A 26,483-nucleotide genomic window follows, 5' to 3' on the forward strand; every position below is an offset into this window, starting at 1 on the left:
CGGCAGCTCGGGAACCGCCCCGCATCGCGCCCCCTACCAAAACCGGCGCCCTACCCTCCGCCTCAGCGCGGCGGCAGCCGCACCGAACCGTCGAGCCGGATCGTCGTGCCGTTGATATAGGCGTTGCGCACGATGTGCTCGGCCAGATGCGCGTATTCGCCGGGATCGCCCAACCGCGCCGGGAAGGGAATATTGGCGGTGATCGCCGCCGTCGTCTCCTCGGGCAGGCCCTGCATCATCGGCGTGTTGAAGAGCCCCGGCGCGATGGCCGCGACCCGGATGCCGAGCTTGGCGAGATCCCGCGCCGCCGGCAGGCAGAGCGAGGCGATCGCCCCCTTGGAGGCCGCATAGGCGGTCTGGCCGAGCTGGCCGTCCTCGAAGGCGATGGAGGCGGTGTTGACGATGACCCCGCGTTCCTCGCCCTCGGGTTCGAGCTCGGACATGGCGCGGGCGGCATGGCTCATCACGTTGTAGGTGCCGAAGAGATTGACCTTGATGGTCCGCTCGAAGAGGTCGATCGCGAGCTTGCCCTCGCGGCCCACGACCCGCGCCGCCCCGGCGATGCCGGCGCAGTTCACCGCGACGCGCGGCGCGCCGAGCGTCTCGACCACCTGGGCCACGGCGCTTTCGACCGCGCCCGCGTCGGCGACATCCACCTGGAAGGCCCGGCCGCCGATCTCCTCGGCGACGGCCTCCCCGCGCGCGGCGTCGAAGTCGAAGATCGCCACCCGGGCGCCTGCCTTGGCGAAATGGCGGGCGGTGGCCTCTCCGAGGCCGCTGCCGCCGCCGGTCACGATCACGGTGCGGTTTTCGATCAACATGGGGGGTCTCCTAGCTCGAGGGTCAATCCGGCAAGAGGAACAGCGTGATCGCCGGGAAGAGCACCAGGATCGCCACCCGCACGAGGTCGGAGCCGACGAACCAGAGCACCGCGCGATAGGTCGCGGTCATCGGCGTCTCGCGGTCCATGCCGTTGATGATGAAGAGGTTCATGCCCACCGGCGGCGTGATCAGCCCGACCTCGACGACGATCAGCACCAGGATGCCGAACCAGATCGCCATATGCTCCTGGCTCATGCCGAAATCGAGCGCGCTGACGGTGGGAAAGAAGATCGGAATGGTCAGCAGGATCATCGAGAGGCTGTCCATCAGGCAGCCGAAGAGCAGGTAGAAGACCAGGATCATCACCAGCACGGTCCAGGGGCTGAAGCCCTGGCCGACCACCCAGTTGGACAGCTCCTGCGGCACCTGGGTCAGCGCCAGGAAACCGTTGTAGATCGCGGCACCCAGGATGATGAAGAAGATCATCGCGGTCGACCGCGCGGTCTCGAGGATGCTTTCCTTGAAGACCCGCCAGCCGAGGTTGCCCGAGACCAGCGCGATGAGCCCGGTGCCCGCGGCGCCGACCGCGGCGCCCTCGGTCGGGGTGAACCAGCCCAGGTAGATGCCGCCCACGACCAGCGCGAAGACCAGGAGCACCGGCCAGACGTCGATCAGCGCGCGCAGCCGCTCGGACATGGGCACCGCCGGGCGGGTGCCCGCCGCGTCGGGGTTGAGCCGCACGTAGATCGAGATCGTCAGCATGTAGCCTGCCGCCGCCAGGAGCCCCGGGATGAAGGCCGCGAGGAAGAGCTTGGCGATGTTCTGCTCGGTCAGGATCGCGTAGATCACCAGGATCACCGAGGGCGGGATCAGGATGCCGAGGGTGCCGCCGGCGGCCAGCGTCGCCGTGGAAAAGCCGCCCGAATAGCCGTAGCGTCTGAGCTCCGGCAGGGCCACGCGGCTCATGGTGGCCGCCGTGGCGAGCGAGGAGCCGCAGATCGCCCCGAAGCCTGCGCAGGCCCCGACGGCGGCCATGGCCACCCCGCCCTTGCGGTGCCCGAGCCAGCTTTCCGCCGCCTTAAAAAGCGCCGAGGACATGCCCGAGAGCGTCGCGAACTGCCCCATCAGGAGGAACATCGGGATGATCGAGAGCGAGTAGCTCGAGAAGGTCGTGTAGGTCTCGGTCTTCAGCCGCGACATGAACATGCCCGAGCTGCCGAGCGCGAAGTAGAGCCCGCCGATGCCGCAGAGGAACATCGCCAGCCCGATCGGCGCGCGCAGGAAGATCAGGAGCAGCAGAACGGGAAACGACAGAAAGCCGAGGGTCAGCATGTCCATGGGCTCAGACGCCCCCTTGTTCGGTCAGATCGTCGTCCTCGCCGCGCAGAAGGCCCCGGACGCGCCGGGCCGCGCAGTAGATCGCCACCAGCGAGGCCACGCAGGCCGCCGCGAAGCTTGCCGCATAGGACCACCAGATCGGGAATTGCAGGATGAAGGTGGTCTGGCCGTTGGAGATCTTGCCCTCCATGCCGACGCCGAGCCGCCAGGTGATCAGCAGGATCACCGCCGAGAGCACCACCTCCCAGAAGGTCACGATGGCCCGCACCGCCGGGCGCGGCAGCGCCGAGACGAAGACATCGACATTGGCATGCGCGCCCGAGAGCTGGCAGATCGGCAGGAAGGCGAAGATGGCGAAGGCCACGCCCGCCTCGACCAGCTCGAAATCGCCGTCGATCGGCCCGACGCCAAGCGCGATCAGCGCCTCGCCGAGACCCGCGGGCAGAAGCCCCGAATGGCCGAGCGTGTTCAACCCGCGGCCGAGAATGCTGAGACAGGCGAGGATCACCAGGGCCGTCAGGACCAGCCCGCCGAGGATCGCCGTCGCGCGCGCCAGGCGCGCGATCAGAATGCCCATGCTGCTTTCCCCCAAAAGCTGCGGGGGCGGTCGCCCGCCCCCGACAGGTCGTCGCTTACTGGCTGTTCTCCTCGATCAGCTCAGCGGCGCGCTGCACCAGCGCCGAGCCGTCCATGCCGGCCTCGTCCATCTCGGCGACCCAGTCCTCGGTCACCTGCTGGGCGGCCTCTTTCCAGGGCGCGATCTGCTCGGGCGTGAGCTCGATGATGTTGTTGCCGCGCTCCATGGCCGCCTGGCGGGGGCCGGCGTCGTCGGACTGCATCTGCTTGCCGGCGAAGCCCGAGAACTCCAGGCCCGAGTTGTCGTCGATCACCGCCTTGAGGTCATCGGGCAGCGCGTCGTAGCGGTCCTGGTTCATCGCGAAGATGAAGGTGGTGGTATAGAGCGTCTCGTCGCCGAAGGTGGTGTGGTTCGACACCAGCTCGTTGACCTTGAGCGCGCCGGTCACCTCCCAGGGGATCACCGCGCCGTCGACCACGCCCTTGGAGAGCGCCTCGGGGATCGCCGGAACCGGCATGCCCACGGTGGTGGCGCCGAGGTCCGAGAAGAGCTTGGTGGTCAGGCGCGTCGGCGCCCGCAGCTTCAGCCCGTTCAGGTCCTCGAGGCTTTCCACCGGTTCGGAGGAATGGATCACGCCGGGGCCATGCACCCAGAGACCGAGGACTTTGAAGTCCGCGAAGTCCTGGTCCATCATGGTTTCCTCGGCGAGCTGCCAATAGGCCCGCGAGACGGCTTCCGCGTCGGTCATGGTGAAGGGCAGCTCGAAGACCTCGGCGCGCGGGAAGCGGCCGGGGGTGTAGCCCGCCACGGTCCAGATCACATCCGCCACGCCGTCGATGGCCTGGTCGATCAGCTCGGGCGGGGTGCCGCCGAGTTGCATCGAGGGGAAGCGCTGGACCTCGATCCGGCCCTCGGAGGCTTCCTCGACGTTGTCGGCCCAGACGTCGAGCACGTTCTTCGGCACATTGGCCTGCGCGGGCAGGAACTGGTGCAGGCGCAGCGTCACCTCCTGCGCCGCGACCGGGCCCGCCGCGGTGAGCGCGGTGCCGAGCGCCGCGGCGCCCATGAGCGAAAGACAGGTTCTGCGAATGATAGGCATCTGGTCTCCTCCCTTGACCATCTCCAGCCCCGTCTTGTGCCGCGGGGCCCTTGATCTGTCTGGGCAGTGTTATGCCGCCCCCCTTGGCACCGCAAATATATTTTTCCTGCCCAAAAATAAGGCGACCGGCGGATCACCCGCCGGTCACAACTGCGTTTCTGACGTCTGCTCAGGCGGTTAGCTGCCGGAGCTTTGCGCCCCTTCCGAGGTGCTCGCGGAGCGCGGCTTGCCGTCGGGGCCGTAGAAGACGATGCGGGTGTCTTCCTGCAGCTCGGCCTGGAGGTCCCCGAAGGCTTCCTGGCGGACCTGCTTTTCAATCTGCGGGCGAACCTCCTCGAGCGGCGGCACCTCGGACTCGGCGTTGGCCTTGATTTCCTCGTAGGTGGATTGCACCGCCTCGTCGGTGACCGCGCCGCTGAGCTCGCGGTCGAGGTAGACCCGCGCGAGGGCGTCGTTCTCGGCCATGTCGCCGTTTTCCTCGATCATCGCCTGGACGTCGCTGTCCTCGGTGGTGATCTCGGCGTCCTGGGCGGCGGTGACCAGCAGTTCGCGCAGGATCAGCTGCTCGACCGCGATGGGCACGATCTGCTCCTGCGGCATCTGGCGGACCTGCTGGGGCAGCGCGGCGATCATCGCCATGACGTCGCCCTCGGTGATCTCGGTCTCGCCGACCATGACCACGAGGCGCTCGGGGTCGCCGGCGCTGTCCTGGGCGCTGGTGCCGGCCTGGGCGCTGGTGCCGGCCTGGGCTTGCGCGTTGGCGTTGGCCTCGGCCTCGGTGTCGGCTCCCGCGCCCGCGCCGGAGCCGGTCGCGACATCAGCGGAGCCTTCCGCCTGCATCCCGGCCTCGGCGCCGGCCTTGGTGTCATCCCCGGTCGAATGGCTGGCGGCATAAGCGCCGCTGGACAAGACCAGCGCCAGCGCGGTGACCGGAGCGATGAGACCTGTGTCGATACGCATGTTCCCTCCTCTTTCATGTGGGTGCGATCTGACACCCAACAGAGGCGGGCGGGCGACGTTCCATTACATCGGGGCAATGTGGAGGCGGGGTGGCGGGATGGTGCTGACGGGGGGGCGGTCGTCACTGAAGCCTAGGTGCTGGGCGTCACAGGGGCAGAGGCGCATTTTTGAGGCCCGGGCAACTGAACAAGGCGGCTCGCCTCCACGGCGCCAAGGCGCGCGGCGTGCCGCCCCGCTCAGAGGCCACCAGCACGTGCAAGGCCAAACGCATGTATCGAAAACAATCGGGGCAACAAACGCCTGCACCAGCCTAATGCCCGAACCTCGGACAAACGCCATAGATCAAAGCCCTTCTACGGCACCTCCCCTCCCCCTCGAACAACGCGCTCCCTCAAACCCCGCGCCCTTCTTGCGCCCGAATAGCATCGAAGATGCCGGGCGCGCGCCGGACCGGCCCCTTGGGCCGGCGCTCCTTGGGATGGCGTGCTTAGCTATCCCCTAGTCCTGACCTTGCCGGGATAAAGCGCACAGCTCAGAGGCCAGCAGCGCCGGCCCCCGGTCCGGCGCGCGCCCTCTGTTGCGAGGGCGGCAAAGGGGTGGTCCGCGTGGTTGGGACGTTCCGGCGAAGGTCGGCCGGTGAGCGGATTGGTTGCTGGGGTTTTGGCGCGGGCGTCCGATCCCGCATGGGGAAAAGCCCCCGCCTTGCCAGCGGAAAACCAGCCGCACGAGCAAGCCGCGACAAGCGCCATGCCCTGCGTCAGACCAATTCACTGGAAACCATGGTGGGCGGTGAGGGATTCGAACCCCCGACATCTTCGGTGTAAACGAAGCGCTCTACCAGCTGAGCTAACCGCCCCCGATGCGGCCTGCCTTGTAGAGCCGGCGCGGCGGGCGATCAAGCCTCTTCCGGGAGCTGCGTGGTGTGGTGGTTGAGTTGGGTGGTAGGTCAGCAGAGCGCCCTACTGGAGTGAGGTCTTACGCGCTGAGACAAAGAGTATCCGGATGCCCCAACAGTGCCTCCGATAAGCGCTCGCTGCGTCTAGGTCCTCTGTTCAGCTCCAGTCGGGGACCGGTTCGGCTTACCTTAGAAACCTGCGCGGGCCGCACAAGCGATCAGAACCTCTCGGACCTCTCGACGCCACCCGCACCCAACCGGGTCACCCCGATAAACAACCCCGCACACCAGCCACCAACGTCCAGAAAACCACCTAACCTCCCCCATCACCGCCCCGGAAACGACAAAGGCGCGCTCCCTGCCGGAGCGCGCCTTCTGAAATCCTGGTGGGTGATAGAAGATTCGAACTTCTGACATCTTCGATGTGAACGAAGCGCTCTACCACTGAGCTAATCACCCGGTGCGGCGTGAATTAGACTCACTCGGCGGGCTGTGCAAGGGGGTCTTTTCCGCCTTTCTGCACTTCCTCGGGCTGGCGCACCTTGGTCACCAGCACCTGGCCGTTGGGAACCTCCTTCACGCGCTGGACCTTCATCTTGCCGAAGGGCTTGAGGTTCAGCTCGCGGCCCTCGGAGAGCGCGCCGCCGAGAATCTCGAGCGCCGCCTCGATCACCGGCTTGACCTCTTTCTTCTTCACCCCGGTCCGGCGGACGATTTTGTCGACCAGCTCGCGCTTCTTCAGCCCGGGCTGCTGGGCGGGCGGCAGGACCGAGGGGTCGAGCGTGGCCGCCACGGCAAGATCAAGCTCGGCTTCGGGGTCGTCCGGGCTGGCGGCGGCGGCGTCCGACGTGGCACCGTCCGACGCGACTGGGGTGCCGTCCAGCCCGGACTTGGCCGGATCGGCATCACCGGCGGGCGCGCTCTCCGCACCGTCACCGCGTGCCGCCTCGACCGCGTGCCCCGGTGCAGGCGCCATCGCGGCCCCCGCAGCTTCGCCGCCCGCACGCGCGCTTGCATCGCCGCCGTCCGCGCCCGCACCGGCCCCGTCCGCACCGGCGCCCTCCGCCGGCCACGTCTCATCTCCTGATCTCTGCTCGCTCATCTCGCGTCCCTCTGTCGTCCCCGGGGCCTTCCACGCCCCTGTTCTGGGGCGGCAGCCTAACAGAGCCCCGCCCGGCCCCCCAAAAGAAAAAGCGCCGCGAGGGGTCCCCCGCGGCGCCTTGCATCTGTCAGGGCCCGAAGCCCCGCAAAGCCCTCAGTGCGCGACCGCGCCGGTCTCGGCCTCGGACTTCTTCAGGGCCTCGTGGGCGGCGGCCTCCTCGGCCTCCTCGTCCCATTCGACCGGCTCGGGCTTGGAGATCAGCGCCTTCTCGAGCACCTCGGAGACGTGATCGACCGGGATGATCTCGAGCCCGTCCTTCACGTTGTCGGGCAGCTCGGAGAGGTCCTTCTCGTTCTCCTTCGGGATGAAGACCGTGGTGATCCCGCCCCGGAGCGCGGCGAGGAGCTTCTCCTTCAGACCGCCGATCGCCAGCGCGTTGCCGCGCAGCGTCACCTCGCCGGTCATCGCGATGTCCTTGCGGACCGGGATGCCGGTCAGCACCGAGACGATCGAGGTCACCATGGCCAGACCCGCCGAGGGGCCGTCCTTGGGCGTGGCGCCCTCGGGCACGTGGACGTGGATGTCCCACTTCTCGAAGCGCGGCGGCTTCACCCCGATCCGGGGCGAGATCGACCGCACGTAGGAAGAGGCCGCGTCGATCGACTCCTTCATCACGTCACCGAGCTTGCCGGTGGTCTTCATCCGGCCCTTGCCCGGCAGGCGCAGCGCTTCGATCTGCAGAAGGTCGCCGCCGACCGAGGTATAGGCCAGCCCGGTCACCACGCCGATCTGGTTCTCCTGTTCGGCCAGGCCATAGCGGTGCCGGCGGACGCCGAGGTAGTCCGACAGGTTGTCGGATTCCACGGTGACCTTGTCGGACTCCTTCTTGACGATCTTGGTGACCGCCTTGCGCGCCAGCTTGGCCAGTTCGCGCTCGAGGTTCCGCACGCCCGCCTCGCGGGTGTAGTAGCGGATGACATCGGTCAGCGCGCCGTCGGTGACCTCGAACTCGCCCTTCTTCAGGCCGTGGTTCTTCACCTGCTTGCTGATCAGGTGGCGCTTGGCGATCTCGGCCTTCTCGTCCTCGGTGTAGCCCGAGAGCGGGATGATCTCCATCCGGTCGAGCAGCGGCCCCGGCATGTTGTAGGAGTTCGCCGTGGTCAGGAACATCACGTTCGAGAGGTCGTATTCCACCTCGAGGTAATGGTCGACGAAGGTCGCGTTCTGCTCGGGGTCGAGCACCTCGAGCATGGCGCTGGCCGGATCGCCGCGGAAGTCCTGGCCCATCTTGTCGATTTCATCGAGCAGGATCAGCGGGTTGGTGGTCTTGGCCTTCTTCAGCGCCTGGATGATCTTGCCGGGCATCGAGCCGATGTAGGTGCGGCGGTGACCGCGGATCTCGGACTCGTCGCGCACGCCACCCAGCGAGATGCGGATGAACTCGCGCCCCGTGGCCTTGGCGACCGATTTGCCCAGAGAGGTCTTGCCCACGCCCGGCGGGCCGACGAGGCACATGATCGGCCCCTTCAGCTTCTTCGAGCGCTGTTGCACCGCGAGGTATTCGACGATGCGCTCCTTCACCTTCTCGAGGCTGTAGTGATCGTCATCGAGGATCTTCTGGGCGCGGCCCAGGTCCTTCTTGACCCGGGACTTGGTGCCCCAGGGGATCGACAGCATCCAGTCGAGGTAGTTGCGCACCACGGTCGCCTCGGCGGACATGGGCGACATGTTCTTGAGCTTCTTGATCTCCGCGTCGGCCTTTTCGCGGGCCTCCTTGGAGAGCTTGGTCTCGGAGACGCGCTTCTCCAGCTCGGCGACCTCGTTCTGGCCGTCCTCGCCGTCGCCCAGCTCCTTCTGAATGGCCTTCATCTGCTCATTCAGGTAGTACTCGCGCTGGGTGCGCTCCATCTGGCTCTTGACGCGGGTCTTGATCTTCTTCTCGACCTGCAGGACGGACATTTCCCCCTGCATGTGGCCGTAGACCTTCTCGAGCCGCTCGGAGATCGAGAGGGTCTCCAGAAGCTCCTGCTTCTGCGCCACGTCGATGCCCAGGTGCCCGGCCACGAGGTCCGCGAGCTTGGCGGCATCGGTGGTCTCGGAGACGGCCGAGAGCGCCTCTTCGGGGATGTTCTTCTTGACCTTGGCGTAGCGCTCGAACTCGTCGGCGACGGTGTTCACCAGCGCCTCGATCGTGGTCTCGTCGCCGGTCGTCTCGTCGAGATACTCGGCGGAGGCCTCGAAGAAGGTCTCGTTGTCGGTGAACTTGTCGATGCGCACCCGGGCCTGGCCCTCGACCAGCACCTTCACGGTGCCGTCGGGCAGCTTCAGGAGTTGCAACACATTGGCCAGCACGCCGGCGCGGTAGATCCGGTCGCTGGTGGGATCGTCCTCGGCGGGATCGATCTGGCTGGCAAGCAGGATCTGCTTGTCGTCGGCCATCACCTCTTCCAGCGCGCGGACCGATTTCTCGCGCCCCACGAAGAGCGGCACGATCATATGCGGAAACACCACGATGTCACGCAGCGGCAGCACCGGATAGGATGTGTTGAGGGAATGTTCCATTTGGCTTCCTTCTGCTCGGCAAGACGGCGGGGCCCCGATTGTCGGCAGCACTGACCGTCTCCTGTCCTGGACAAGGGACGTGTGGTCGAGGCTAACGCTTTTCAAGCGTGACTGACCAGCGGGATTCTGTGCCTGACGCCGCGATCCGTGCAATTATCCACACAAAAAGCGGTAGGCGCCGCAAATGCGGCATCAATATGTTGAGGGCTTGGCCTTGCGCCCCCTCTGGCGTCCCTCGCCTTGGCGGCCCGCCACGGGGGCCGTCGTCGCCCCCCCGCCGCGGGTCCGCGGCCTTGGCGAGATGTAGAGCGGCCCCGCCGCGCAATCGAGAGCCGCGCGCGGATAACTTCGCGATTTGAGGAAAAAGCGACCGAGCATCGCGGGGCGCATGGCCGTGGCGGCCTGCCCGCTCCGGCGCGTGGCGGTCTTGGCGCGGCGGCGCTCTGCGGGCCTCGCGCGCGGGCGTAGACTGAGCGGCCGGGCCGGGCCGCTCGGGCCAGAGAAAGCCCGAGGCCCCGCGAAGGGCCCCGGGCTTCAAGCTTCACCCCGAGGGCCGCCAAGACGCGGCCCTCAAGGCGTGTCGAACGTCAGTCGCCCCGGCTCACTCCGCGGCGTGGTGGCGCTGCGCGGCCATCTCCTCGAGGAAGGGATAGTCGGTGTAGCCGGTCTCGTCCCCGCCGTAGAAGGTGGCCTTGTCGGCCTCGTTCAGATCGGCCTCGAGGCGGAAGCGCTTCGCGAGGTCGGGGTTGGCGATATAGGGCACGCCGAAGGCCACGAGGTCGGCCTTGCCCTCGGCCACGCGGCTCAGGGCGAGGTCGCGGTCATAGCCGTTGTTGCCCATCCAGACGCCGCCGAAGCGCTCTTTCAGCGCGGTCATGTCGACCTCTTCGGGCCAGTCGCGCGGACCGCCGGTCTGGCCTTCGATCATGTGCAGATAGGCCAGCCCGCGCGGCGCCAGGCGGTCGACCAGGTAGTCGGCCAAGGCCTTGGGGTCGCTGTCGGTCGCGTCGTTGGCGCCGGAGAAGGGCGAGAGCCTGAGGCCCACGCGGTCGGCGCCCCAGACGCCCTCGACCACCTCCAGCACCTCGAAGAGCAGCCGCGCGCGGTTCTCCAGGCTGCCGCCATAGGCGTCGCTGCGCCGGTTGGCGCCGTCCTTCAGGAACTGGTCGATCAGGTAGCCGTTGGCGGCATGCACCTCGACCCCGTCGAAGCCCGCGGCCTTGGCGTTCTCGGCGGCGCGGCGGTAGTCCTCGACGATACGCGGAAGCTCCTCGGTCCCGAGCGCGCGGGGCTCGGAGACATCGACCATCTCCTGGCCGTCGAAGGTCGGCGCATTGGCGCGGATCGCCGAAGGCGCAACCGGCTGCTTGCCGTCCTCCTGCAGCGAGGTATGCGAGATCCGGCCGACGTGCCAAAGCTGCATCACGATCCTGCCGCCGGCGTCATGCACCGCGTCGGTGACCTTCTTCCAGGCCGCGACCTGGGCCTCGGAGTAGATGCCCGGGGTCCAGGCGTAGCCCTTGCCCTCGGGCGAAATCTGCGTCGCCTCGGTGATCAGCAAGCCCGCATCGGCGGCGCGCTGGCTGTAGTAGGTGACATGCATGTCCATCGGCGCGTCGTCGGCGTTCATCGCGCGGTTGCGCGTGAGCGGCGCCATGACCAGGCGGTTCTTGAGGTCGATGGCGCCGGCCTTGAGCGGCGTGAAGAGCGCATGTTCTGCCATGGAAAGCTCCTTGAAATCTGTGCTGCGTCTGTCGCGTTCGAGAGGTAACGCCGCAGGTGCGAAAAGGATGCCTGCATCTCCGCACAGCCCCGTGAGCCGAGACGCAGGCCCCCTGCCCCTTGAAATCTCAGGTATAGGCCCCGGGGCTGTAGGTCAGCTCGTAGCTGTGGCTGTAAAGCTCGAAGACGATGCCGAAGGGGTCCTCGACATAGACCATGCGGTAGGGCTTCTCGCCGGGGAAATATTCCCGCACGGGCATGCGCTGCTTGCCGCCGGCGGCGACGATGCGCTCGAGCAGCCCTTCGAGGTCGGGATCCTGGATCGCGAAGTGGAAGGTGCCATGGGTGCGGTAATCGAGGTTGTCCTCGGGCGCGCGGTTGCCGGCCATCTCGAAGAGCTCGATGCCGACGCGGTCGGCGGTGGCGAGATGCGCGATGCGCAGGTTCTGCCAGCCCGGGCCGAAGACATCGGTGCACATGCGGCCGATCTCGCTGTCGTCCTCGGTGACCTCGGTGGCGCCCATGATGGTGTAGAAGCCCAGCACCTCGGTGTAGAACTTCACCGCGGCGTCGAGGTCCGGCACCGAGAGGCCGATGTGCGAAAAGGCGCGCGGGGCGGTGGGGGGGGTCGTCATCTTGCAGTCTCCTGTGGTTTGTGGCTTCTGCCCGGTTCACGCCGGAAGATGGGTTGGCCCCGCCCGCGTTTGAAATTATCATTTCGTTTAATTTTGATAACGAAACGGAATGATTTGATGCTGAACGCCACCTGGCTCGAGACCTTCACCGCGCTCTGCGAGGCGGGCCATTTCACCCGCGCCGCCGAGCGGCTGGGCATGACCCAGCCCGGCGTCACCCAGCACGTCCAGAAGCTCGAGGCGCAGGTCGGCCAGGCGCTGATCTCGCGGTCGGGCAAGTCCTTCTCGCTGACGCCCGCGGGCGAGGCGCTGCGCGAGATGGGGCTTGCCCGGCGCGCCGAGGAGGCCGCGCTCGCCGAGCGCATCGGCGAGGACGCCCCCGACCGGGGCGAGGTCCGCATCGCCTGTTCGGGCAGTTTCGCCATGCTGCTGCACCCCCGGCTCATCGCCCATATGGCGGGCGCGCCGCGGCTCTTGGTGGCGCTCGAGGCCGCGCCCCAAGCCCGGGTCCGCGAGGGGGTCCTGGCGCGGCGCTTCGACCTCGGCATCTGCGAGAGCGCGCCCGAGCATCCCCGGCTTACCGCCCGCGAGATCGGCATGGACGAGCTGTGCCTCCTGGTGCCGGGCGACAGCCCGATCGGGCGCGAGGGGCCGGTGGACCTCGAGGCGCTCGACGCGCTCGGCATGGTCGCCCATCCCGACGGCTTCGCCCATGCCGACACGCTTTTCGGGCTGAACTTCCCCGAGAGCTACCGCGGCGCCGACCGGCTGCGGCTGCGCTGCAGCAACAACCAGATCGGCCAGATCCCCGCGCCGGTGGCGGCGGGGCTGGGCTACACGCTCCTGCCCCGGAGCGGCTACGACACCTACCCCGAGCGCGCCCGGATCCGCATCGCCCCCCTGCCCCGCCGCCACCGCCAGCCGCTCTGGCTCGTCGCTGAAAGGGGGCGCCGGCCGCCGGCCAGGGTGGAGAGCGTTGCGCGGGTGGTGGAGGACGCGGCGGCGAGTTTGGGGGAGGGGTGAGGGGGGGGGTGGGTTTGCCGCCCTTCATGGACTGGCGCAGCCAAGGCCATGGCCACCGGTCATCATGCCCACCGCTCTAGCTCATGCTTACCGCGCTTCATGCCCACCGCTCTTCATACCCACCGCTCTGCATACCCACCGCTTTTAGGGTAAGCACCAACCTGCGAGTCTCAGGGCAAGTAGCAACCGCGAGCGTATCGGGCGACGCTGTGAACGGAGCGCCTTTGTGCAACCTTCCGTATCAACGCCCGCGCTGAAACCACGCCCACCACCCTCTCAACCCGCCCCACCCGAGGGCGCGCGCCGGACCGGGGGCCGGCGCTGCCGACCTCTGAGCGAGGCGCTTTATCTCAGCAAGGTCGGGACTAGGGGATAGCTAAGCACGCCACTCACAAAAGCGCCGGCCCAAGGGGCCGGTCAGGCGCGCGCCCGGCACCTTCGGTGCTATTCGGGCGCAAGGGGGCGCACCGATCTGCAAGGTCGGGGAAAGACCGCGCCGGGGCTGAGCATCGCCTGGAGGCCAAGAGCGACCGCCTAGAAGCCGGCGGACCACCTGCGCAGACACCCGACCTCTCCAAACAGCCCCTGCCCGCTCAAAACCCGCGCAACAGAGGGCGCGCGCCGGGCCGGGGGTCGGCGCTGCTGCCCTCCAAGCGAGGCGCTTTATCCACGCAAGGTCAGGGCTAGAGGCGAGCTAGGCACGCCACTCCAAGGAGCGCCGGCCCAAGGGGCCGGTCCGGCGCGCGCCCGGCATCTTCGATGCTGTTCGGGCGCAAGGTTGGCGTTGGGCGTGGGATCGTTGGGCGGATCTTTGCGGATGGGGGATTGGGCAGGCGGTGGCTTGTGGCGCGCGCCTGGTTGGGCAGGTGGGGCGTGGCCGGTGCGCGGTATCGCGCCCGAAAGCGCCGCTCGTTCCCAACTCCCACCAAACGCCGACCACACCGCCCAATACCACGCCTCCCAAGCTCCCCGCCGCGCAAAATACCCAGTGCTCCCGACATCTCCGCCGCGCAACGATCCTACTCTTCCCAACTCTCCCGCCGCGCAACAATTCTACTCTTCCCAACGCCCCCACCGCGCAACAAAACCCACCGCTCCCAACGCCCCCACCACACTCCAACCGCACCCCTCACACCCCCTTCACACAACAAACCTGCTGGCCGCCCGCCCCGCCCGTCATATTTGTTTCGCTTTACCTTCACATGCCGCCGCGTTACCCGCTTGCGCGCGTGAGGAACAAGGAGACACGCCCCATGAAGATCGCAGTTCTCGGAGGGGACGGTTTCGTCGGCTGGCCGACCGCCCTGCATCTCTCGGACCAGGGCCACGAGGTGCATATCCTCGACAACCTGTCGCGCCGCTGGATCGACACCGAACTGGGCGTGCAGTCCCTGACGCCGATGGACTCGATCCAGGAGCGCTGCCGGATCTGGAAGCAGGAAACCGGCGAGCAGATCCACTTCCACCTGCTCGACCTCGCCAAGGAATACGAACGCCTCAAGGCCTGGCTCATCGACCACAGGCCCGATGCGCTGATCCATTTCGCCGAACAGCGCGCCGCGCCCTATTCGATGAAGACCGACCGCCACAAGGTCTACACCGTCACCAACAACACCAATGCCACGCACAACCTGCTGGCCGCGGTGGTGGAAAGCGGGCTCGACCCGCATATCGTGCATCTCGGCACCATGGGGGTCTACGGCTACTCCAGCGTCGGCGCGCCGATCCCCGAGGGCTATCTCGACGTCGAGATCGACACCCCCTCGGGCAAGAAGGCGCAGGAGATCCTCTATCCCACGAAGCCCGGCTCGGTCTATCACATGACCAAGTCGCTCGATCAGATCCTCTTCCAGTTCTATGCCCAGAACGACGGGCTCCGGATCACCGATCTGCACCAGGGCATCGTCTGGGGCACCCATACCGACCAGACCCGCCGCCACGAGCAGCTGATCAACCGTTTCGACTACGACGGCGACTACGGCACGGTCCTGAACCGCTTCCTGATCCAGGCGGCGATCGACTACCCGCTGACGGTGCATGGCACCGGCGGGCAGACCCGCGCCTTCATCCACATCCAGGACTCGGTGCGCTGCATCGAGCTGGCGCTGAAGGACGCGCCGGCCCCGGGCGAGCGGGTGAAGATCTTCAACCAGATGACCGAGACCCACCGCGTCCGCGACCTGGCCGAACTGGTGGCCAAGCTCACCGGCGCCGAGATCAAATACCTGCCGAACCCGCGCAAGGAGGCCGCCGAGAACGAGCTGATCGTGAAGAACGACCAGTTCCTGGCGCTGGGGCTCGATCCCACCACCCTGGCCGAGGGGCTCCTCTCCGAGGTGGTCGACGTGGCGAAGAAATACGCCCACCGGATCGACCGCAGCCGGGTGCCGGCGGTCTCGGCCTGGACCCGCGACCTGGGCCAGCGCGTCGACCGCGACCCCGAAGGCAAGGGCCTGAAGTCGGTCTCCTGAGATGGGCGTGACGCTCGATCACGTGGTCATCCATGTCACCGACTGGGACCGCGCGACGGCCTTCTACCGCGACGTCCTGGGCGCCGAGGTAGTGCCCCGCGGCGCCGGCCTGGCCTTCCGCTTCGGCGCCCAGCAGATCAACTGCCACGGCCCCGGCGTCGAGGCCACGCCGCTGGCGCGGGTGCCCGTGGCCCCCGGCGGCAGCGACCTCTGCTTCGCCTGGGAGGGCACGCCCGAGAGCGCCGCGGCGCATCTCGCCGCCCATGACATCCCCGTCGAACTGGGCCCGGTGGCGCGCAACGGCGCGCGGGGGCCGGGCTTGAGCCTCTATTTCCGCGACCCCGACGGCACGCTTCTGGAATTCATCTGCTATGACACCTCCGCGTAACGCCTATGTCACGCTGGTCACCAATGCCGATTTCGCCCGGGGGGCGGCGGCGCTTCTGAACGCGCTGGCCGCGACCGGCAGCACCGCCGACCGGGTGGTCATGCACACCGGCGGGGTGCCCGAGGCCGCGCTGGCGCCGCTCCGGGACCGGGCGCGCTGCATCGAGGTGGACCTCCTGCCCACCTCCGAGGCCTTCAACGCCGCCCACCAGAAGGACCGCCTGCACGGCGCCGCCCCCTTCACCAAGGGCGAGAAACCGGCCTTTCACACCCCGCTCGACAATTTCGCCAAGCTTCGGCTCTGGCAGCTCGACTACGACCGGGTGGTCTTCCTCGATGCCGACACGCTGGTCCTGCGCAACATCGACCGGCTCTTCGACTACCCCGAGTTCTCGGCCGCGCCGAACGTCTACGAGGGGCTTGGCGACTTCCACCGGATGAACTCGGGCGTCTTCACCGCCCGGCCCGCGCAGGAGACCTTCGAGGCGATGCTGGCGCGGCTCGACACCCCCGGCGCCTTCTGGCGGCGCACCGACCAGACCTTCCTGCAGGACTTCTTCCCCGACTGGCACGGGCTGCCGGTCTTCGACAACATGCTGCAATACGTCTGGTTCAACCTGCCCGAGCTCTGGGACTGGCAGGCCATCCGGGTGCTGCATTTCCAATACGAGAAGCCCTGGCAGGACCACGCCAAGGCGGACCGCTTGCGCCCGCTGATCGAGCTTTGGCGCGCCTACGAGCGGGGCGAGACGCCGGACCTCTCGGCGCTGCCCGGCCCGGCATGAAGGTCGCGCTGACCGGCGCGGGCGGGGTGGTCGGCGGGCTGATCGCCGAGGCGCTGGAGGCGCGCGGCGACAGCGTTCTCCGGCTCGGGCGCCCGGACTGGCAGCTCGGCGGGCCCGCGCCCGACTTCGGCGGCGCCGAGGCGCTGGTGCATTGCGCCTTCCACCACGCGCCGGGGCGGTTTCGCGGCGGCGATGCGGGCGACCCGGAGGGCTTCCGTGCCAAGAACCTCTCCGGCAGCCGCGCGCTTTTCGAGGCCGCGGTGGACGCGGGCGTGACGCGCATCCTGTTCCTGTCGTCCCGCGCGGTCTTCGACGGCTACCCGCGCGGCACGCGGCTGACCGAAGACCTGCCCCCGCGCCCTGCCGAGATCTACGGCGAGGTGAAGGCCGGGGCGGAGGCGGCGCTCGCGGCGCTGCCGGTCTCCTCGGTGGCGCTCCGGGCGACCGGGGTCTACGGGCCGGGGCCCGCCAACAAGTGGCGCGGGCTGATCGCCGACTATCTCGCGGGCCGCGAGGTGGCCCCGCGCATCGGGACCGAGGTGCATGGCGCGGATCTTGCGGAGGCCGTGGCGCTTCTGCTCGACGTGCCCGGGGTGACGGGGCCGGTGCATTGCTCGGACCTGCTGCTTGATCGGCGGGCGCTCCTGGCGGAGGTGGCGGCGCTGACCGGCGCGGCGCATCCCCTGCCCGCGGCCACTGCGGATGCGCCGAACGTCCTCGACTGCGCGCGGCTCGCGGAACTGGGCTGGCGGCCCGGCGGGTTGGACCGGCTGCGGGCCGATCTGCCCGCGGTGATCGCGGAGGCGCGGGCGGGTTGAGGCTCTGGGCGCGACTCGAGAGCGCGTGAACGCGGAGGGTATGGCGTGACGCAGAGGCGGGTCGAGGCCGGCGGTCCTGACGCGAAGGTGCCGTCAGACGAAAGCTCCGGGCGCGATGGTCATATCACGGAATAGCCACCCGAAGGCGGGCCGCGCCTGCCCCCCCAAACGAAGCCCCCGCCCAAAAGAAAAGGGCCGGTCCACGACCGGCCCCCTCCTCACATTCAAGCGCCGCGCCTCAGTAGCCCACCGGGCAGGGTGCGGGGCGGCCGTCGGGGTAGACGCAGCTGCGCGTCGTGGTGGTCGACTGCGCGCCGCCCGAGTTGGCGGCCAGCGTGGCGCCCGCGGCGGCACCAGCCAGCGTCGCGACGCCGCGCGCAGTGTCGCTCTTGTCGGCGCGGTCGGCCAGGGCCAGGCCCGCGGCCCCGCCCGCCAGGGCGCCCGCGGCGGTGCGCTGGTCCTGGGTCATGTTCGCGCAGGCCGAAAGCCCGGTGACGGCGAGGACGGCGAAAAGCGTGATCGGTTTCTTCATGGTGACGACTCCTTCTGTCTGTCGGAATGCCCGTGTCTGTAGGGCTCCAACTCGCGAGAGACGAAAACGGTCGCCTGTTATCCGATAGCCAAGGGCCGGAACCCCCGCTTTCGGCGGGTTCCGGCCCATGTCCGGGGGTGGATCGGCTTGAATCGGCTCAAATCCGCTCAATATCGCCGAGGGCGCGGGTTTCGTGGAACTCTTTCTCGAAGGCCGCAAAGGCATCGTCGGCGATGGCCGCGCGCATGCCGGCCATCAGTTCCTGGTAATAATGCAGGTTGTGCCAGGTCAGCAGCATGCCCGAGATCATCTCTCCGGCGCGGAAGACATGGTGCAGATAGGCCCGCGAATAGTTCCGGCAGGCCGGGCATGTGCACTGCTCGTCGAGCGGGCGCGGGTCGTCCTGGTGGCGGGCGTTCTTGATGTTCACCTGCCCGCGCCGGGTCCAGGCCTGGCCGGTGCGCCCCGAGCGCGAGGGCAGCACGCAGTCCATCATGTCGATGCCGCGCTTCACCGCGCCGAGGATGTCGTCGGGCTTGCCCACCCCCATGAGGTAGCGCGGCCGGTCCTCGGGCAGCATGTCGGGCGCGAAGTCGAGACAGGAGAACATCGCCTCCTGCCCCTCGCCCACGGCGAGGCCGCCCACGGCATAACCCTCGAAGCCGATCTCGGTCAGCGCCTCGGCGCTTTCGGCGCGCAGGTCCTGCTCGAGCCCGCCCTGCTGGATCCCGAAGAGCGCATGGCCCGGCCGGTCGCCGAAAGCCTCGCGCGAGCGCGCCGCCCAGCGCATGGAGAGCCGCATCGACTCCGCGATCCGCTCTTTGGGCGCGGGCAGCGCCGGGCATTCGTCGAAGGCCATGACGATGTCGGAGCCCAGGAGCCGCTGGATCTCCATCGAGCGTTCCGGCGTCAGCGCGTGCTTGGAGCCGTCGATATGGCTCTTGAAGGTCACGCCCTCCTCGGTGAGCTTGCGCAGATCGGCGAGGCTCATCACCTGGAAGCCGCCGGAATCCGTCAGGATCGGCTTGTCCCAGTTCATGAAGCTGTGCAGCCCGCCCAGCGCCGCGACCCGCTCGGCGGTGGGGCGCAGCATCAGGTGATAGGTATTGCCCAGCAGGATGTCGGCGCCGGTCGCCGCCACGCTTTCGGGCATCATCGCCTTGACCGTCGCCGCGGTGCCCACGGGCATGAAGGCTGGCGTGCGGATCTCGCCGCGCGGGGTGGAAATGCGCCCCGTCCGGGCCTTGCCGGAGCGGGCGTCGAGCGTGAAGGAAAACCTGGACATGCCCCGCCAGATGCAACGCCCGCGCATTTGTCGCAAGAGCGAAACGCCGCATATGCATGGGGAGCCTTGCGGGACCTGCCCTAGCCGACCCCGCGCGCGGCTGGTAGGTCTGGCCTTCACACGCGCGCCCGGAACCCCGGAATAAGGACGAGAGAATGAGTGACGACACCGACCCCGCCGCCGATCTTCTGCGCTTCGGATGGGAGGAATGGGTCGCCCTGCCCGACCTCGGGCTGCCGGCGCTCAAGGCCAAGGTGGACACCGGGGCGCGGACCTCGGCGCTGCATGCCTCGGAGATCGAGACCTTCGGCCCGGCCTCGAAACCCAAGGTGCGCTTCATGGTGCACCCGGTGCCCGAACGCGCCGACCTCTCGATCCCCTGTTCGGCCGAGATCCTCGACCGCCGGGTGGTGACCTCGTCGAACGGAGAGGGCGAGAGCCGCTACGTCATCGGCTCGCGGCTCTCGGTCGGCGAGGAGAGCTGGCCGATCGAGCTGACCCTGACCAACCGCGGCGGCATGGCGAGCCGGATGCTCTTGGGCCGCGAGGCGCTGAAAGACAATATCGCCATCGTCGCCACCGACCGCTTCCAGCAGCCCGAGCTGTCCTACGACGTCTATGCCTCGCGCCGGATGCGCACCGCCGCGCCGAAACGCGCGCTGCGCATCGCGGTGATGAGCCGCGAGAACAATTACTCCACCCGCCGGCTGGTCGAGGAAGGCGAGAGCCGCGGCCATTCGGTCGAGGTGATCGACACCACGCGCTGCTACATGGCGATCAACGCCATGGCCCCGGAGGTGCATTACGACGGCAAGCGCCTGCCCCGCTACGACGCGGTGATCCCGCGCATCGGCGCCAGCGTGACCGCCTATGGCACCGCCGTGATCCGCCAGTTCGAGACCATCGGCACCTTCGTGGTCAACGGCTCGGACGGGATCACCGCCTCGCGCGACAAGCTTTATGCCCACCAGCTCATGGCGCGCCACAAGATCGGCATGCCCAACACCGCCTTCGCGGCAAGCCCCAAGGACACCGAGAGCCTGATGCGCCTCGTGGGCACCGCGCCGCTGATCGTGAAGCTCCTGGAATCGACCCAGGGCAAGGGCGTGGTCCTGGCCGAGACCAAGAAGGCCGCGCAATCGGTGATCGACGCCTTCCGGGGCCTGCGCGCCAACTTCCTGGTGCAGGATTTCGTCAAGGAGGCCGCCGGCGAGGACATCCGCTGCCTGGTGGTCGGCGGCAAGGTCATCGCCGCGATGAAGCGCACCGGCGCCGAGGGCGACTTCCGCTCGAACCTGCACCGCGGCGGCTCGGCCCAGGTGGTGCGGATCTCCAAGGAGGAACGCGACACCGCGATCCGCGCCGCCAAGGCCTTCCGGCTGACGCTGGCGGGGGTGGACCTCTTGCGCTCCGAGGGCGGGCCGAAGGTGCTCGAGGTCAATTCCTCGCCCGGGCTCGAGGGCATCGAGGCGGCCACCGGCAAGAACATCGCCGGGCGGCTCTACGACCACATCGAGGAACGGGTGCGGCCCGGGCCGGTGCGCAAGCGCAAGCTGCTGGGGTGAGGTTTTCGGGGGTGGTTTCGGCTTGAGGGTCGGGTCTGGCTGACCGTCCGGCCGGGCCGTTGAGGCCCGCCCGGCCGGAGCGAGGGCTCTGCCCTCGCGCTCCCGGAGTATTTCCGGCCCGGTCATGCGGGGGCGGGGCGCTTTTCCTTCTTGGGTTCGGGCTGGCCATCCGTCCGGCCGGGCCGTTGAGGCCCGCCCGGACGGAGCGAGGGCTCTGCCCTCGCGCTCCCGGAGTATTTTCGGCCCGGTCATGCGGGGGCGGGGCGCTTTTCCTTCTTGGGTTCGGGCTGGCCATCCGTCCGGCCGGGCGGTTGAGGCCCGCCCGGACGGAGCGAGGGCTCTGCCCTCGCGCTCCCGGAGTATTTCCGGCCCGGTCAAGCCTGAAGGGGGGCTGCGCGCCGGGGGGCTGGTGGGGCTGCGGGGCCTTCGCGGGGGTCAGCGCGGGGTTTCGGCGATGCCCATGTATTGCACGGTTTTCATCGGCAGCGGGCCGAAGGTCAGGTCGCCGCGCCGGGTCAGGCCCCGGGGGCCGAGGCCGGTCATGGCGCGGTGGGTCAGGCCGGCGCGCGTCAGGGCGGCCTTCAGATCGGCGGGGCGGATGAACATCTCGGGGTCATGGGTGCCCTTGGGCAGGATGCGCACCAGGTCCTCGGCCAGGGTGATCGCGGCGAAGCGCGCGAGCGCGTTGCGGTTGATCGTGTCGTAGAGGAAGAGCCCGCCGGGGCGCAGCACCCGGGCCACCTCCGCAAGGACCTTGTCGAGGTCCTGGACGTGTTCCAGCACGTCGACGCAGACCACGCTGTCGAAGCTTGCATCGCCATAGGGCAGCGCCTCGCCGACGCCCTGGTCGTAGCGGATCGTCAGGCCGCCTTCCGCGGCATGGGCGCGGGCGGCGGCGAGCGCCTCCTCGGCGGGATCGATGCCGGTGACCCGCGCGCCGCGCCGGGCAAGCGCCTCGGCCATGAAGCCGCCGGCGCAGCCGAGGTCCAGCACCTCCTGACCCTGCCAGTCGGTGAAGCGGTCGAAATAGGCCAGCCGCCCCGGCACCAGGTTCTTCAGCGTGCGCACCCAGCGGATCCGGTCGGACCACCAGTCCTCGGCCACCTTGTCGTAGATCGTCAGGTCGTTGCGGGCGGGCTCAGGCATCACGTCCCTCTTTTCTCGGCGTCAGGGTCTTCGGCAGCATATAGGGCACGCGGGCGCGGTAGTCGCCGAAACGCGCGCCGAAGCGGGCGAGGTAGCGGCGTTCCTTCAGGCGGTGCGGGGCCAGGAGGTTGTAGAGCGTCAGGATCCCCGCCACGACCAGTTGGTCCGGGGTCCAGACCGGCACGGTCCAGAGGACCAGCGTGAAGCCCAGGTAGATCGGCTGGCGGATCACCGTGAAGAGCCCCGTCGTGGGCATCCCCGGCCAGCGCGGCGCGCGGTTCTGCAGAAGCGACATCCAGCCCAGCGCGCCGGACTGCAGCTCGACGCCCGCGTCGAGGTTGCTTTTCATCAGGAAGAGCCAGGCGCAGAGATGCAGCGCCGCCATGACCCAGAGCATCGCCCCCTCGGCCTGCCACCAGATCACCCCCGAGGGCGTCCAGAGCGTGAAGAGCGCCAGGAGCTGCAGCGCGGCCACGATCGTGTAGAAGGTCGTCCAGAGCCGCTTGCCCCAGTCGCGTGGGGCGAGCCGGCCCAGGACGGTGCCCGCGCGGGTGTTCAGAAGCAGCGAATGCAGCACCGGGAACTGCAGGACCAGCGCCAGGTTCGCCAGCGCCGCCCAGGGCCAGGGCAGGCTTCCCATGCCCGCCTGCATCCCGGTCCAGAGGCTGATCGACATGGCCAGCACCGCCAGCGCGAAGATCGCGTGGCAGAGCGCGCCGATGGCCAGCGCGAAGAGGATGCGCCTCCGCCCGGGCGGCGGGGCGAGATTGCCGAGAAGAAGGCTCAGAAGCCGCCTCATCGGGGTCTGGGGATCGGGGGCCTCGCTCATCGCGGGCGAGTTATCGCGGGGGCCGCGCGCGTCCAGAGCCCGGGGCCGCGACCCCTTGTCCCTGCCCGGGCCGCGCGGGGCGAGCCCGAAGGGCGGGCCTTTACCCGACCCGCCGCATTTCTTATATGTTTGATCGGAATTCCAAGGAAGGACGCTGCATGAACGATCAGAGCCCGAAGATGGAAGGCGCGCCCCTGATCCAGCCCTCGAGCACCGACCATCCGCTCTACGACCGGATCGTCGAGGCCTGCCGGAGCGTCTACGACCCCGAGATCCCGGTCAATATCTACGACCTGGGCCTTGTCTACACGATCGACATCTCATCCGAGAACGCCGTGGGCATCACCATGACGCTGACCGCGCCGGGCTGCCCGGTGGCGGGCGAGATGCCCGGCTGGATCGCCGATGCAGTCGAGCCCATCGAGGGCGTGAAGCAGGTCGACGTCGAGATCACCTGGGATCCGCCCTGGGGCATGGACATGATGTCCGACGAAGCGCGGCTGGAGCTGGGCTTCATGTAAGACCTGCGGCCCGGCGCGGTCGTTGGTGCCGCGCGGGGTTGGCATTTTGCGCTCCGCGAGCGTGGTGCCTTGCGCCGCGCCGGGAGGCTCAGACCGAAGGCCCGCGCGGGCCAAATGCGGCGCGCGGAGCCCGGCCTCGGCGTCTCACTGATCACGATTTCGGGAACCCAAGCGCGGCATGGGCGGTTTCGCTGCCATGCCGATCCTGCGCCTCGTCCTTCTGTGCCTCGCGCTTGTCCTGCCCGTGGCACCAGCCGCGCAGGAAAGCGGCGACACGCCCTGGTACCAGGTCGAGGCGATCAACCCCGGCCTCGGTGCGGCCCCCGACCGCATCGACCGCACCACCCCGCAGGCCGCCATCGAGAGCTTCCTGACCGCCGGGCGCGGCGACAACTGGGAGGCGGCGGCGCATCTTCTCGATCTCGCCGGCTGGCCCGAGGACGAACAGGCCGAGGTCGGCCCGCGGCTCGCCCGGCAGCTCTTCACCGTGATCGACCGCAAGATCGTGGTGAACTGGTATCACCTGCTCGACCGGCCCGATGCGCTGGACGCCCGGGCCGCCGCCGAAAGCGCCATGGCCGGGCAGCCGCGGCGCTCGCTCATGCTGGCGCTCGTGGAGCTGGACGGCCGGCCGGTGAGCCTCAGGCTCAACCGCATGCAGGCGCCCGAGAGCGACCCGGTCTGGCTCTTCTCGCGGCAAAGCGTCGACAACGTGCCCGCGCTCTACAAGCTCTACGGCCCCTCGCGGCTCGAGGCGCTGCTGCCGGCGCCGCTGCGCGAACGCGCCTTCTGGGGGTTGCGCTGGTGGGAGGTCATCGGCCTGCCGCTGGTCCTGGGCCTCGCGGTGGGGCTCGCGCGGCTGACCTATATGGCGATGTCGCGCGGGCTTGGCCGGACGCGCCGCGACGAGGGCAGCGAAAGCATCCTCGTGGCCCTGCGCCCGCCGATGATCCTGGCGGTGGTTTCGACCACGCTGGCGCTCTTCACCCAGCATTTCTTCCTGTTCTCGGGGCGGGTCGACACGCTTCTGTCGCCGCTCATTGCCATCGGCTTCGTCGGCGCGACGATCTGGGCGGTGATCAACCTCGCCGACACGGTGATGGACCGGCTCCTGAGCTTCGACGGCGACGCGCTGACCGCCACGGGCGAGGGCCAGGAGAAGAAGCGCGAGCTGGCCACCAAGGTCGCCGCCATCCGCCGCGCCACCATCGTGATCGTGGTGATCGCCGGGGCCGGCATCATCCTGCGCGAAGCCAACCTGATGCAGACGCTGGGCTTTTCGCTCCTGGCCTCGGCGGGGGCCTTCACGCTGGTCCTGGCCTTCGCGGCGCGCAACATGCTGGCCAATATCATGGCCTCGATGCAGATCGCGCTGAACCAATCGGCGCGGATCGGCGACAAGATCGTCTTCCAGGGGCATCTCTGTTCCGTCGAGCGGATCCATTTCACCTATGTCCAGCTGCGCGAATGGACCGGCAAGCGCATCGTCGTGCCGGTGGTGGACTTCGCCCAGGAGCCCTTCGAGAACTGGACCATGCGCGACCCGGCGATGATCGGCGAGGTGCGGCTGCGGCTGGCGCATGACGCCGATGTCCCGGCCCTGCGCGAACGTTATTACGCGCTGCTCGATCACCTCGACGACCGGGACGAGATCGCCCAGAAGGACGACCGCGGGGTCTATGTGGCGGGCCATGACGCCTTCGGGCAGGAGGTGCTCTTCATGGTGCCCTGCCCCGATCCCAATACCGCCTGGGCGCGGATCTGCGAGGTCCGCGAGGGCATGCTGACCGAGGCCGCGCGGCTGGCCGAGGACGGCCGGCCGATCTTCCCGCAGGTCTCGGCGGCGGAGCCGGCCTGAGGGGAGCAGGCGCTGCCGGCGGGGCGCCCCGGCCTTTGGGCCGCGTGAGATGGCGGGAGATCGCAGCGGCCATGTGGGCCCTGCCCTCGCGACGCCACCGCCCCGGCCCAGCGCGCCCCGCCCGACAACCCACCACCCCGCGCTTGACCCAAGGCCCCGCCTCCGCCCAGCCTGCCGCAGGCCCTTCGATCCACCCTCGGCACCGCCCGCGCGGCGACGTCACCGAACCGTCACGCCGGCGTCACGCCAGCGTTGCCTCGGGCGCGCAAGCGGAGGGCCTGATCCCAACTGAGAGGTTCTTTCATGACCCGTGCATTTTTCCTGGGCGCCGCGCTCCTGGCCCTGCCCGCCGCGGCGAGCGCCGAGACGCATCTGCCCGCCGATCTGTCGGTGAGCTACGGCCCGCGCCCGGCTTTCCTCGCCTCGAAGCTGCCCGAGGGGCCCCTGCGCGACAGGCTCATGGCCTGCGAGGCCGAGCCCGCCGCCACCAAGTTCTCCATCGGGCACCGGGGCGCGCCGCTCCTCTTCCCCGAACACACCGTGGAATCCAACGTCGCCGCGGCGCAGATGGGCGCGGGCATCCTCGAATGCGACGTGACCTTCACAGCCGACAAGGAGCTGGTCTGCCGCCACGCCCAGAACGACCTGCACACCACCACCGACATCGTCACCACCGAGCTCGGCCAGAAGTGCAGCACGCCCTTCTCCCCCGCCTCGGGCGAGACCGAGGCCAGCGCCGAATGCCGCACCTCGGATCTGACCCTGGCCGAGTTCCGCAGCCTCACGCCCAAGATGGACGGCGCCAATGCCGCGGCGACCACCGCCGAGGCTTACCTCGAAGGCACCGCCGACTGGCGCACGGATCTTTTCTCCAATGACGCCACGCTGATGACCCATGCGGAGTCCATCGCGCTTTTCGACAGCCTCGGCGCGGATTTCACCCCCGAGCTCAAGGGCGCCTCGGTCGAGATGCCCTTCGACGGCTTCAGCCAGGAAGACTACGCCCAGAAGCTGATCGACGAATACAAGGACGCCGGCATCGACCCCTCGCGGGTCTGGGCCCAGAGCTTCAACCTCTCGGACGTGCTCTACTGGATCGAGAACGAGCCGGAGTTCGGCAAGCAGGCGGTCTACCTCGATGACCGCTACTCCGAGGAAGACGCCGACGAAGGGCTGATCGACCCGATGGACGCCGCGAGTTTCAAACCGACCATGGCCGAGCTGAAGGAGATGGGCGTCAACTACATCGCGCCGCCGCTCTGGATGCTGGTCACGCTGAACGAGGCGGGCGAGATGGTGCCCTCGGTCTACGCCAAGGAGGCCAAGGCCGCGGACCTCGAGATCATCGCCTGGTCGCTCGAACGCTCCGGCCCGCTGGCCTCGGGCGGCGGCTGGTACTTCCAGTCGGTCAGCGAGACCATCGACAGCGACAGCGATTACCTGCAGATCGTCGACGTGCTGGCGCAGGACGTGGGCGTCGCGGGCATCTTCTCGGACTGGCCCGCCACGGTGACCTACTACGCCAATTGCATGGGCCTGTGATCCTGCTAG

The 26,483-nt window shown here is 68.6% G+C and carries 22 protein-coding genes and 2 tRNA genes; 9 read left to right on the top strand and 15 right to left on the bottom strand.

From position 1 onward, the window contains the following. Positions 1–62: 62 nt before the first annotated feature. From LR948_RS02430 to LR948_RS02480, 11 genes are all read right to left on the bottom strand, one after another. A complete protein-coding gene (locus LR948_RS02430) occupies positions 63–821 on the bottom strand; it encodes an SDR family NAD(P)-dependent oxidoreductase (RefSeq protein ID WP_232752332.1) in 759 nt (252 codons plus the stop codon). Between the two features lie 22 nt (positions 822–843). Next, positions 844–2,160, bottom strand: a complete 1,317-nt coding sequence (locus tag LR948_RS02435) for a TRAP transporter large permease (RefSeq protein ID WP_232752333.1) — start codon at positions 2,158–2,160, stop codon at positions 844–846. Between the two features lie 4 nt (positions 2,161–2,164). Further along, the gene (locus LR948_RS02440) at positions 2,165–2,737 is read right to left on the bottom strand and encodes a TRAP transporter small permease (protein WP_232752334.1); all 573 of its coding nucleotides are present in this window, start codon (positions 2,735–2,737) and stop codon (positions 2,165–2,167) included. A gap of 55 nt (positions 2,738–2,792) precedes the next feature. After that, positions 2,793–3,836 (bottom strand): TRAP transporter substrate-binding protein, encoded by a 1,044-nt coding sequence (locus LR948_RS02445; protein ID WP_232752335.1) that lies wholly within the window; start codon positions 3,834–3,836, stop codon positions 2,793–2,795. A gap of 177 nt (positions 3,837–4,013) precedes the next feature. After that, complete coding sequence (locus LR948_RS02450; protein WP_232752336.1) at positions 4,014–4,796, bottom strand: SurA N-terminal domain-containing protein; 783 nt, start codon at positions 4,794–4,796, stop codon at positions 4,014–4,016. A 780-nt stretch (positions 4,797–5,576) separates the two neighbouring features. After that, a tRNA-Val gene (locus tag LR948_RS02455) sits at positions 5,577–5,652 on the bottom strand. Between the two features lie 423 nt (positions 5,653–6,075). Beyond that, positions 6,076–6,150, bottom strand: a tRNA-Val gene (locus tag LR948_RS02460). Positions 6,151–6,169: 19 nt separating this feature from the next. Then, positions 6,170–6,793, bottom strand: coding sequence for an HU family DNA-binding protein (locus LR948_RS02465; RefSeq protein WP_232752337.1), 624 nt, complete (start codon positions 6,791–6,793; stop codon positions 6,170–6,172). A 153-nt stretch (positions 6,794–6,946) separates the two neighbouring features. Beyond that, positions 6,947–9,355 carry an endopeptidase La gene (gene lon, locus LR948_RS02470; RefSeq protein ID WP_232752338.1) on the bottom strand — a complete coding sequence of 803 codons (2,409 nt, stop codon included), beginning with the start codon at positions 9,353–9,355 and terminating at the stop codon, positions 6,947–6,949. A gap of 601 nt (positions 9,356–9,956) precedes the next feature. After that, positions 9,957–11,078: an alkene reductase gene (locus LR948_RS02475; protein ID WP_232752339.1), complete on the bottom strand. Its 1,122-nt coding sequence runs from the start codon at positions 11,076–11,078 to the stop codon at positions 9,957–9,959. A gap of 127 nt (positions 11,079–11,205) precedes the next feature. Next, positions 11,206–11,712: a lactoylglutathione lyase family protein gene (locus LR948_RS02480; RefSeq protein WP_232752340.1), complete on the bottom strand. Its 507-nt coding sequence runs from the start codon at positions 11,710–11,712 to the stop codon at positions 11,206–11,208. A gap of 117 nt (positions 11,713–11,829) precedes the next feature. On the opposite strand from LR948_RS02480, the gene LR948_RS02485 reads away from it, so the two are divergent. From LR948_RS02485 to LR948_RS02505, 5 genes are all read left to right on the top strand, one after another. Continuing rightward, positions 11,830–12,735, top strand: a complete 906-nt coding sequence (locus LR948_RS02485) for a LysR family transcriptional regulator (protein WP_232752341.1) — start codon at positions 11,830–11,832, stop codon at positions 12,733–12,735. A gap of 1,253 nt (positions 12,736–13,988) precedes the next feature. Further along, on the top strand, positions 13,989–15,206 hold the full coding sequence (locus LR948_RS02490) for an NAD-dependent epimerase/dehydratase family protein (RefSeq protein WP_232752342.1): 1,218 nt from the start codon (positions 13,989–13,991) through the stop codon (positions 15,204–15,206). A gap of 7 nt (positions 15,207–15,213) precedes the next feature. Next, on the top strand, positions 15,214–15,594 hold the full coding sequence (locus tag LR948_RS02495) for a VOC family protein (protein ID WP_232752343.1): 381 nt from the start codon (positions 15,214–15,216) through the stop codon (positions 15,592–15,594). Next, positions 15,578–16,378 carry a glycosyltransferase gene (locus tag LR948_RS02500; protein ID WP_232752344.1) on the top strand — a complete coding sequence of 267 codons (801 nt, stop codon included), beginning with the start codon at positions 15,578–15,580 and terminating at the stop codon, positions 16,376–16,378. The genes LR948_RS02495 and LR948_RS02500 overlap by 17 nt, the downstream gene beginning before the upstream one ends. Continuing rightward, positions 16,375–17,196, top strand: a complete 822-nt coding sequence (locus LR948_RS02505) for an NAD(P)-dependent oxidoreductase (RefSeq protein WP_232752345.1) — start codon at positions 16,375–16,377, stop codon at positions 17,194–17,196. Before LR948_RS02500 ends, LR948_RS02505 begins: the two co-directional genes overlap by 4 nt. A gap of 238 nt (positions 17,197–17,434) precedes the next feature. Here LR948_RS02505 and LR948_RS02510 read toward each other — a convergent pair whose 3' ends face one another. Together LR948_RS02510 and tgt are read right to left on the bottom strand one after the other, a co-directional pair. Next, positions 17,435–17,728 (bottom strand): glucose-6-phosphate isomerase, encoded by a 294-nt coding sequence (locus tag LR948_RS02510; RefSeq protein ID WP_232752346.1) that lies wholly within the window; start codon positions 17,726–17,728, stop codon positions 17,435–17,437. Positions 17,729–17,885: 157 nt separating this feature from the next. Then, entirely contained in the window at positions 17,886–19,013 is a 1,128-nt protein-coding gene (gene tgt / locus LR948_RS02515) for a tRNA guanosine(34) transglycosylase Tgt (protein WP_232752347.1), read from the bottom strand. A gap of 155 nt (positions 19,014–19,168) precedes the next feature. Between tgt and rimK the strand changes: the two genes are divergently transcribed. Continuing rightward, on the top strand, positions 19,169–20,578 hold the full coding sequence (gene rimK, locus LR948_RS02520) for a 30S ribosomal protein S6--L-glutamate ligase (protein WP_232752348.1): 1,410 nt from the start codon (positions 19,169–19,171) through the stop codon (positions 20,576–20,578). A gap of 435 nt (positions 20,579–21,013) precedes the next feature. Here the strand turns inward: rimK and ubiG are convergent, their stop codons facing one another. After that, positions 21,014–21,724 carry a bifunctional 2-polyprenyl-6-hydroxyphenol methylase/3-demethylubiquinol 3-O-methyltransferase UbiG gene (gene ubiG / locus LR948_RS02525; protein ID WP_232752349.1) on the bottom strand — a complete coding sequence of 237 codons (711 nt, stop codon included), beginning with the start codon at positions 21,722–21,724 and terminating at the stop codon, positions 21,014–21,016. Then, entirely contained in the window at positions 21,717–22,553 is an 837-nt protein-coding gene (locus LR948_RS02530) for an isoprenylcysteine carboxylmethyltransferase family protein (RefSeq protein WP_232752350.1), read from the bottom strand. The genes ubiG and LR948_RS02530 overlap by 8 nt, the downstream gene beginning before the upstream one ends. A 158-nt stretch (positions 22,554–22,711) precedes the next feature. On the opposite strand from LR948_RS02530, the gene LR948_RS02535 reads away from it, so the two are divergent. From LR948_RS02535 to LR948_RS02545, 3 genes are all read left to right on the top strand, one after another. Beyond that, positions 22,712–23,074: an SUF system Fe-S cluster assembly protein gene (locus tag LR948_RS02535; protein ID WP_232752351.1), complete on the top strand. Its 363-nt coding sequence runs from the start codon at positions 22,712–22,714 to the stop codon at positions 23,072–23,074. Between the two features lie 178 nt (positions 23,075–23,252). Then, positions 23,253–24,932, top strand: coding sequence for a mechanosensitive ion channel family protein (locus LR948_RS02540; RefSeq protein ID WP_232752352.1), 1,680 nt, complete (start codon positions 23,253–23,255; stop codon positions 24,930–24,932). Between the two features lie 303 nt (positions 24,933–25,235). Next, on the top strand, positions 25,236–26,474 hold the full coding sequence (locus tag LR948_RS02545; RefSeq protein WP_232752353.1) for a glycerophosphodiester phosphodiesterase family protein: 1,239 nt from the start codon (positions 25,236–25,238) through the stop codon (positions 26,472–26,474). Positions 26,475–26,483: the final 9 nt, after the last annotated feature.

Source organism: Roseivivax sp. GX 12232 (assembly GCF_021272185.1).
Lineage (GTDB): Bacteria > Pseudomonadota > Alphaproteobacteria > Rhodobacterales > Rhodobacteraceae > Roseivivax.

Bases quoted from the DNA above. Each gene is read 5' to 3' on its own strand.
- LR948_RS02430 (WP_232752332.1), bottom strand. From the start codon at position 821: ATGTTGATCGAAAACCGCACCGTGATCGTGACCGGCGGCGGCAGCGGC.
- LR948_RS02435 (WP_232752333.1), bottom strand. From the start codon at position 2,160: ATGGACATGCTGACCCTCGGCTTTCTGTCGTTTCCCGTTCTGCTGCTC.
- LR948_RS02440 (WP_232752334.1), bottom strand. From the start codon at position 2,737: ATGGGCATTCTGATCGCGCGCCTGGCGCGCGCGACGGCGATCCTCGGC.
- LR948_RS02445 (WP_232752335.1), bottom strand. From the start codon at position 3,836: ATGCCTATCATTCGCAGAACCTGTCTTTCGCTCATGGGCGCCGCGGCG.
- LR948_RS02450 (WP_232752336.1), bottom strand. From the start codon at position 4,796: ATGCGTATCGACACAGGTCTCATCGCTCCGGTCACCGCGCTGGCGCTG.
- LR948_RS02465 (WP_232752337.1), bottom strand. From the start codon at position 6,793: ATGAGCGAGCAGAGATCAGGAGATGAGACGTGGCCGGCGGAGGGCGCC.
- lon (WP_232752338.1), bottom strand. From the start codon at position 9,355: ATGGAACATTCCCTCAACACATCCTATCCGGTGCTGCCGCTGCGTGAC.
- LR948_RS02475 (WP_232752339.1), bottom strand. From the start codon at position 11,078: ATGGCAGAACATGCGCTCTTCACGCCGCTCAAGGCCGGCGCCATCGAC.
- LR948_RS02480 (WP_232752340.1), bottom strand. From the start codon at position 11,712: ATGACGACCCCCCCCACCGCCCCGCGCGCCTTTTCGCACATCGGCCTC.
- LR948_RS02485 (WP_232752341.1), top strand. From the start codon at position 11,830: ATGCTGAACGCCACCTGGCTCGAGACCTTCACCGCGCTCTGCGAGGCG.
- LR948_RS02490 (WP_232752342.1), top strand. From the start codon at position 13,989: ATGAAGATCGCAGTTCTCGGAGGGGACGGTTTCGTCGGCTGGCCGACC.
- LR948_RS02500 (WP_232752344.1), top strand. From the start codon at position 15,578: ATGACACCTCCGCGTAACGCCTATGTCACGCTGGTCACCAATGCCGAT.
- LR948_RS02505 (WP_232752345.1), top strand. From the start codon at position 16,375: ATGAAGGTCGCGCTGACCGGCGCGGGCGGGGTGGTCGGCGGGCTGATC.
- LR948_RS02510 (WP_232752346.1), bottom strand. From the start codon at position 17,728: ATGAAGAAACCGATCACGCTTTTCGCCGTCCTCGCCGTCACCGGGCTT.
- tgt (WP_232752347.1), bottom strand. From the start codon at position 19,013: ATGTCCAGGTTTTCCTTCACGCTCGACGCCCGCTCCGGCAAGGCCCGG.
- rimK (WP_232752348.1), top strand. From the start codon at position 19,169: ATGAGTGACGACACCGACCCCGCCGCCGATCTTCTGCGCTTCGGATGG.
- ubiG (WP_232752349.1), bottom strand. From the start codon at position 21,724: ATGCCTGAGCCCGCCCGCAACGACCTGACGATCTACGACAAGGTGGCC.
- LR948_RS02530 (WP_232752350.1), bottom strand. From the start codon at position 22,553: ATGAGCGAGGCCCCCGATCCCCAGACCCCGATGAGGCGGCTTCTGAGC.
- LR948_RS02535 (WP_232752351.1), top strand. From the start codon at position 22,712: ATGAACGATCAGAGCCCGAAGATGGAAGGCGCGCCCCTGATCCAGCCC.
- LR948_RS02540 (WP_232752352.1), top strand. From the start codon at position 23,253: ATGGGCGGTTTCGCTGCCATGCCGATCCTGCGCCTCGTCCTTCTGTGC.
- LR948_RS02545 (WP_232752353.1), top strand. From the start codon at position 25,236: ATGACCCGTGCATTTTTCCTGGGCGCCGCGCTCCTGGCCCTGCCCGCC.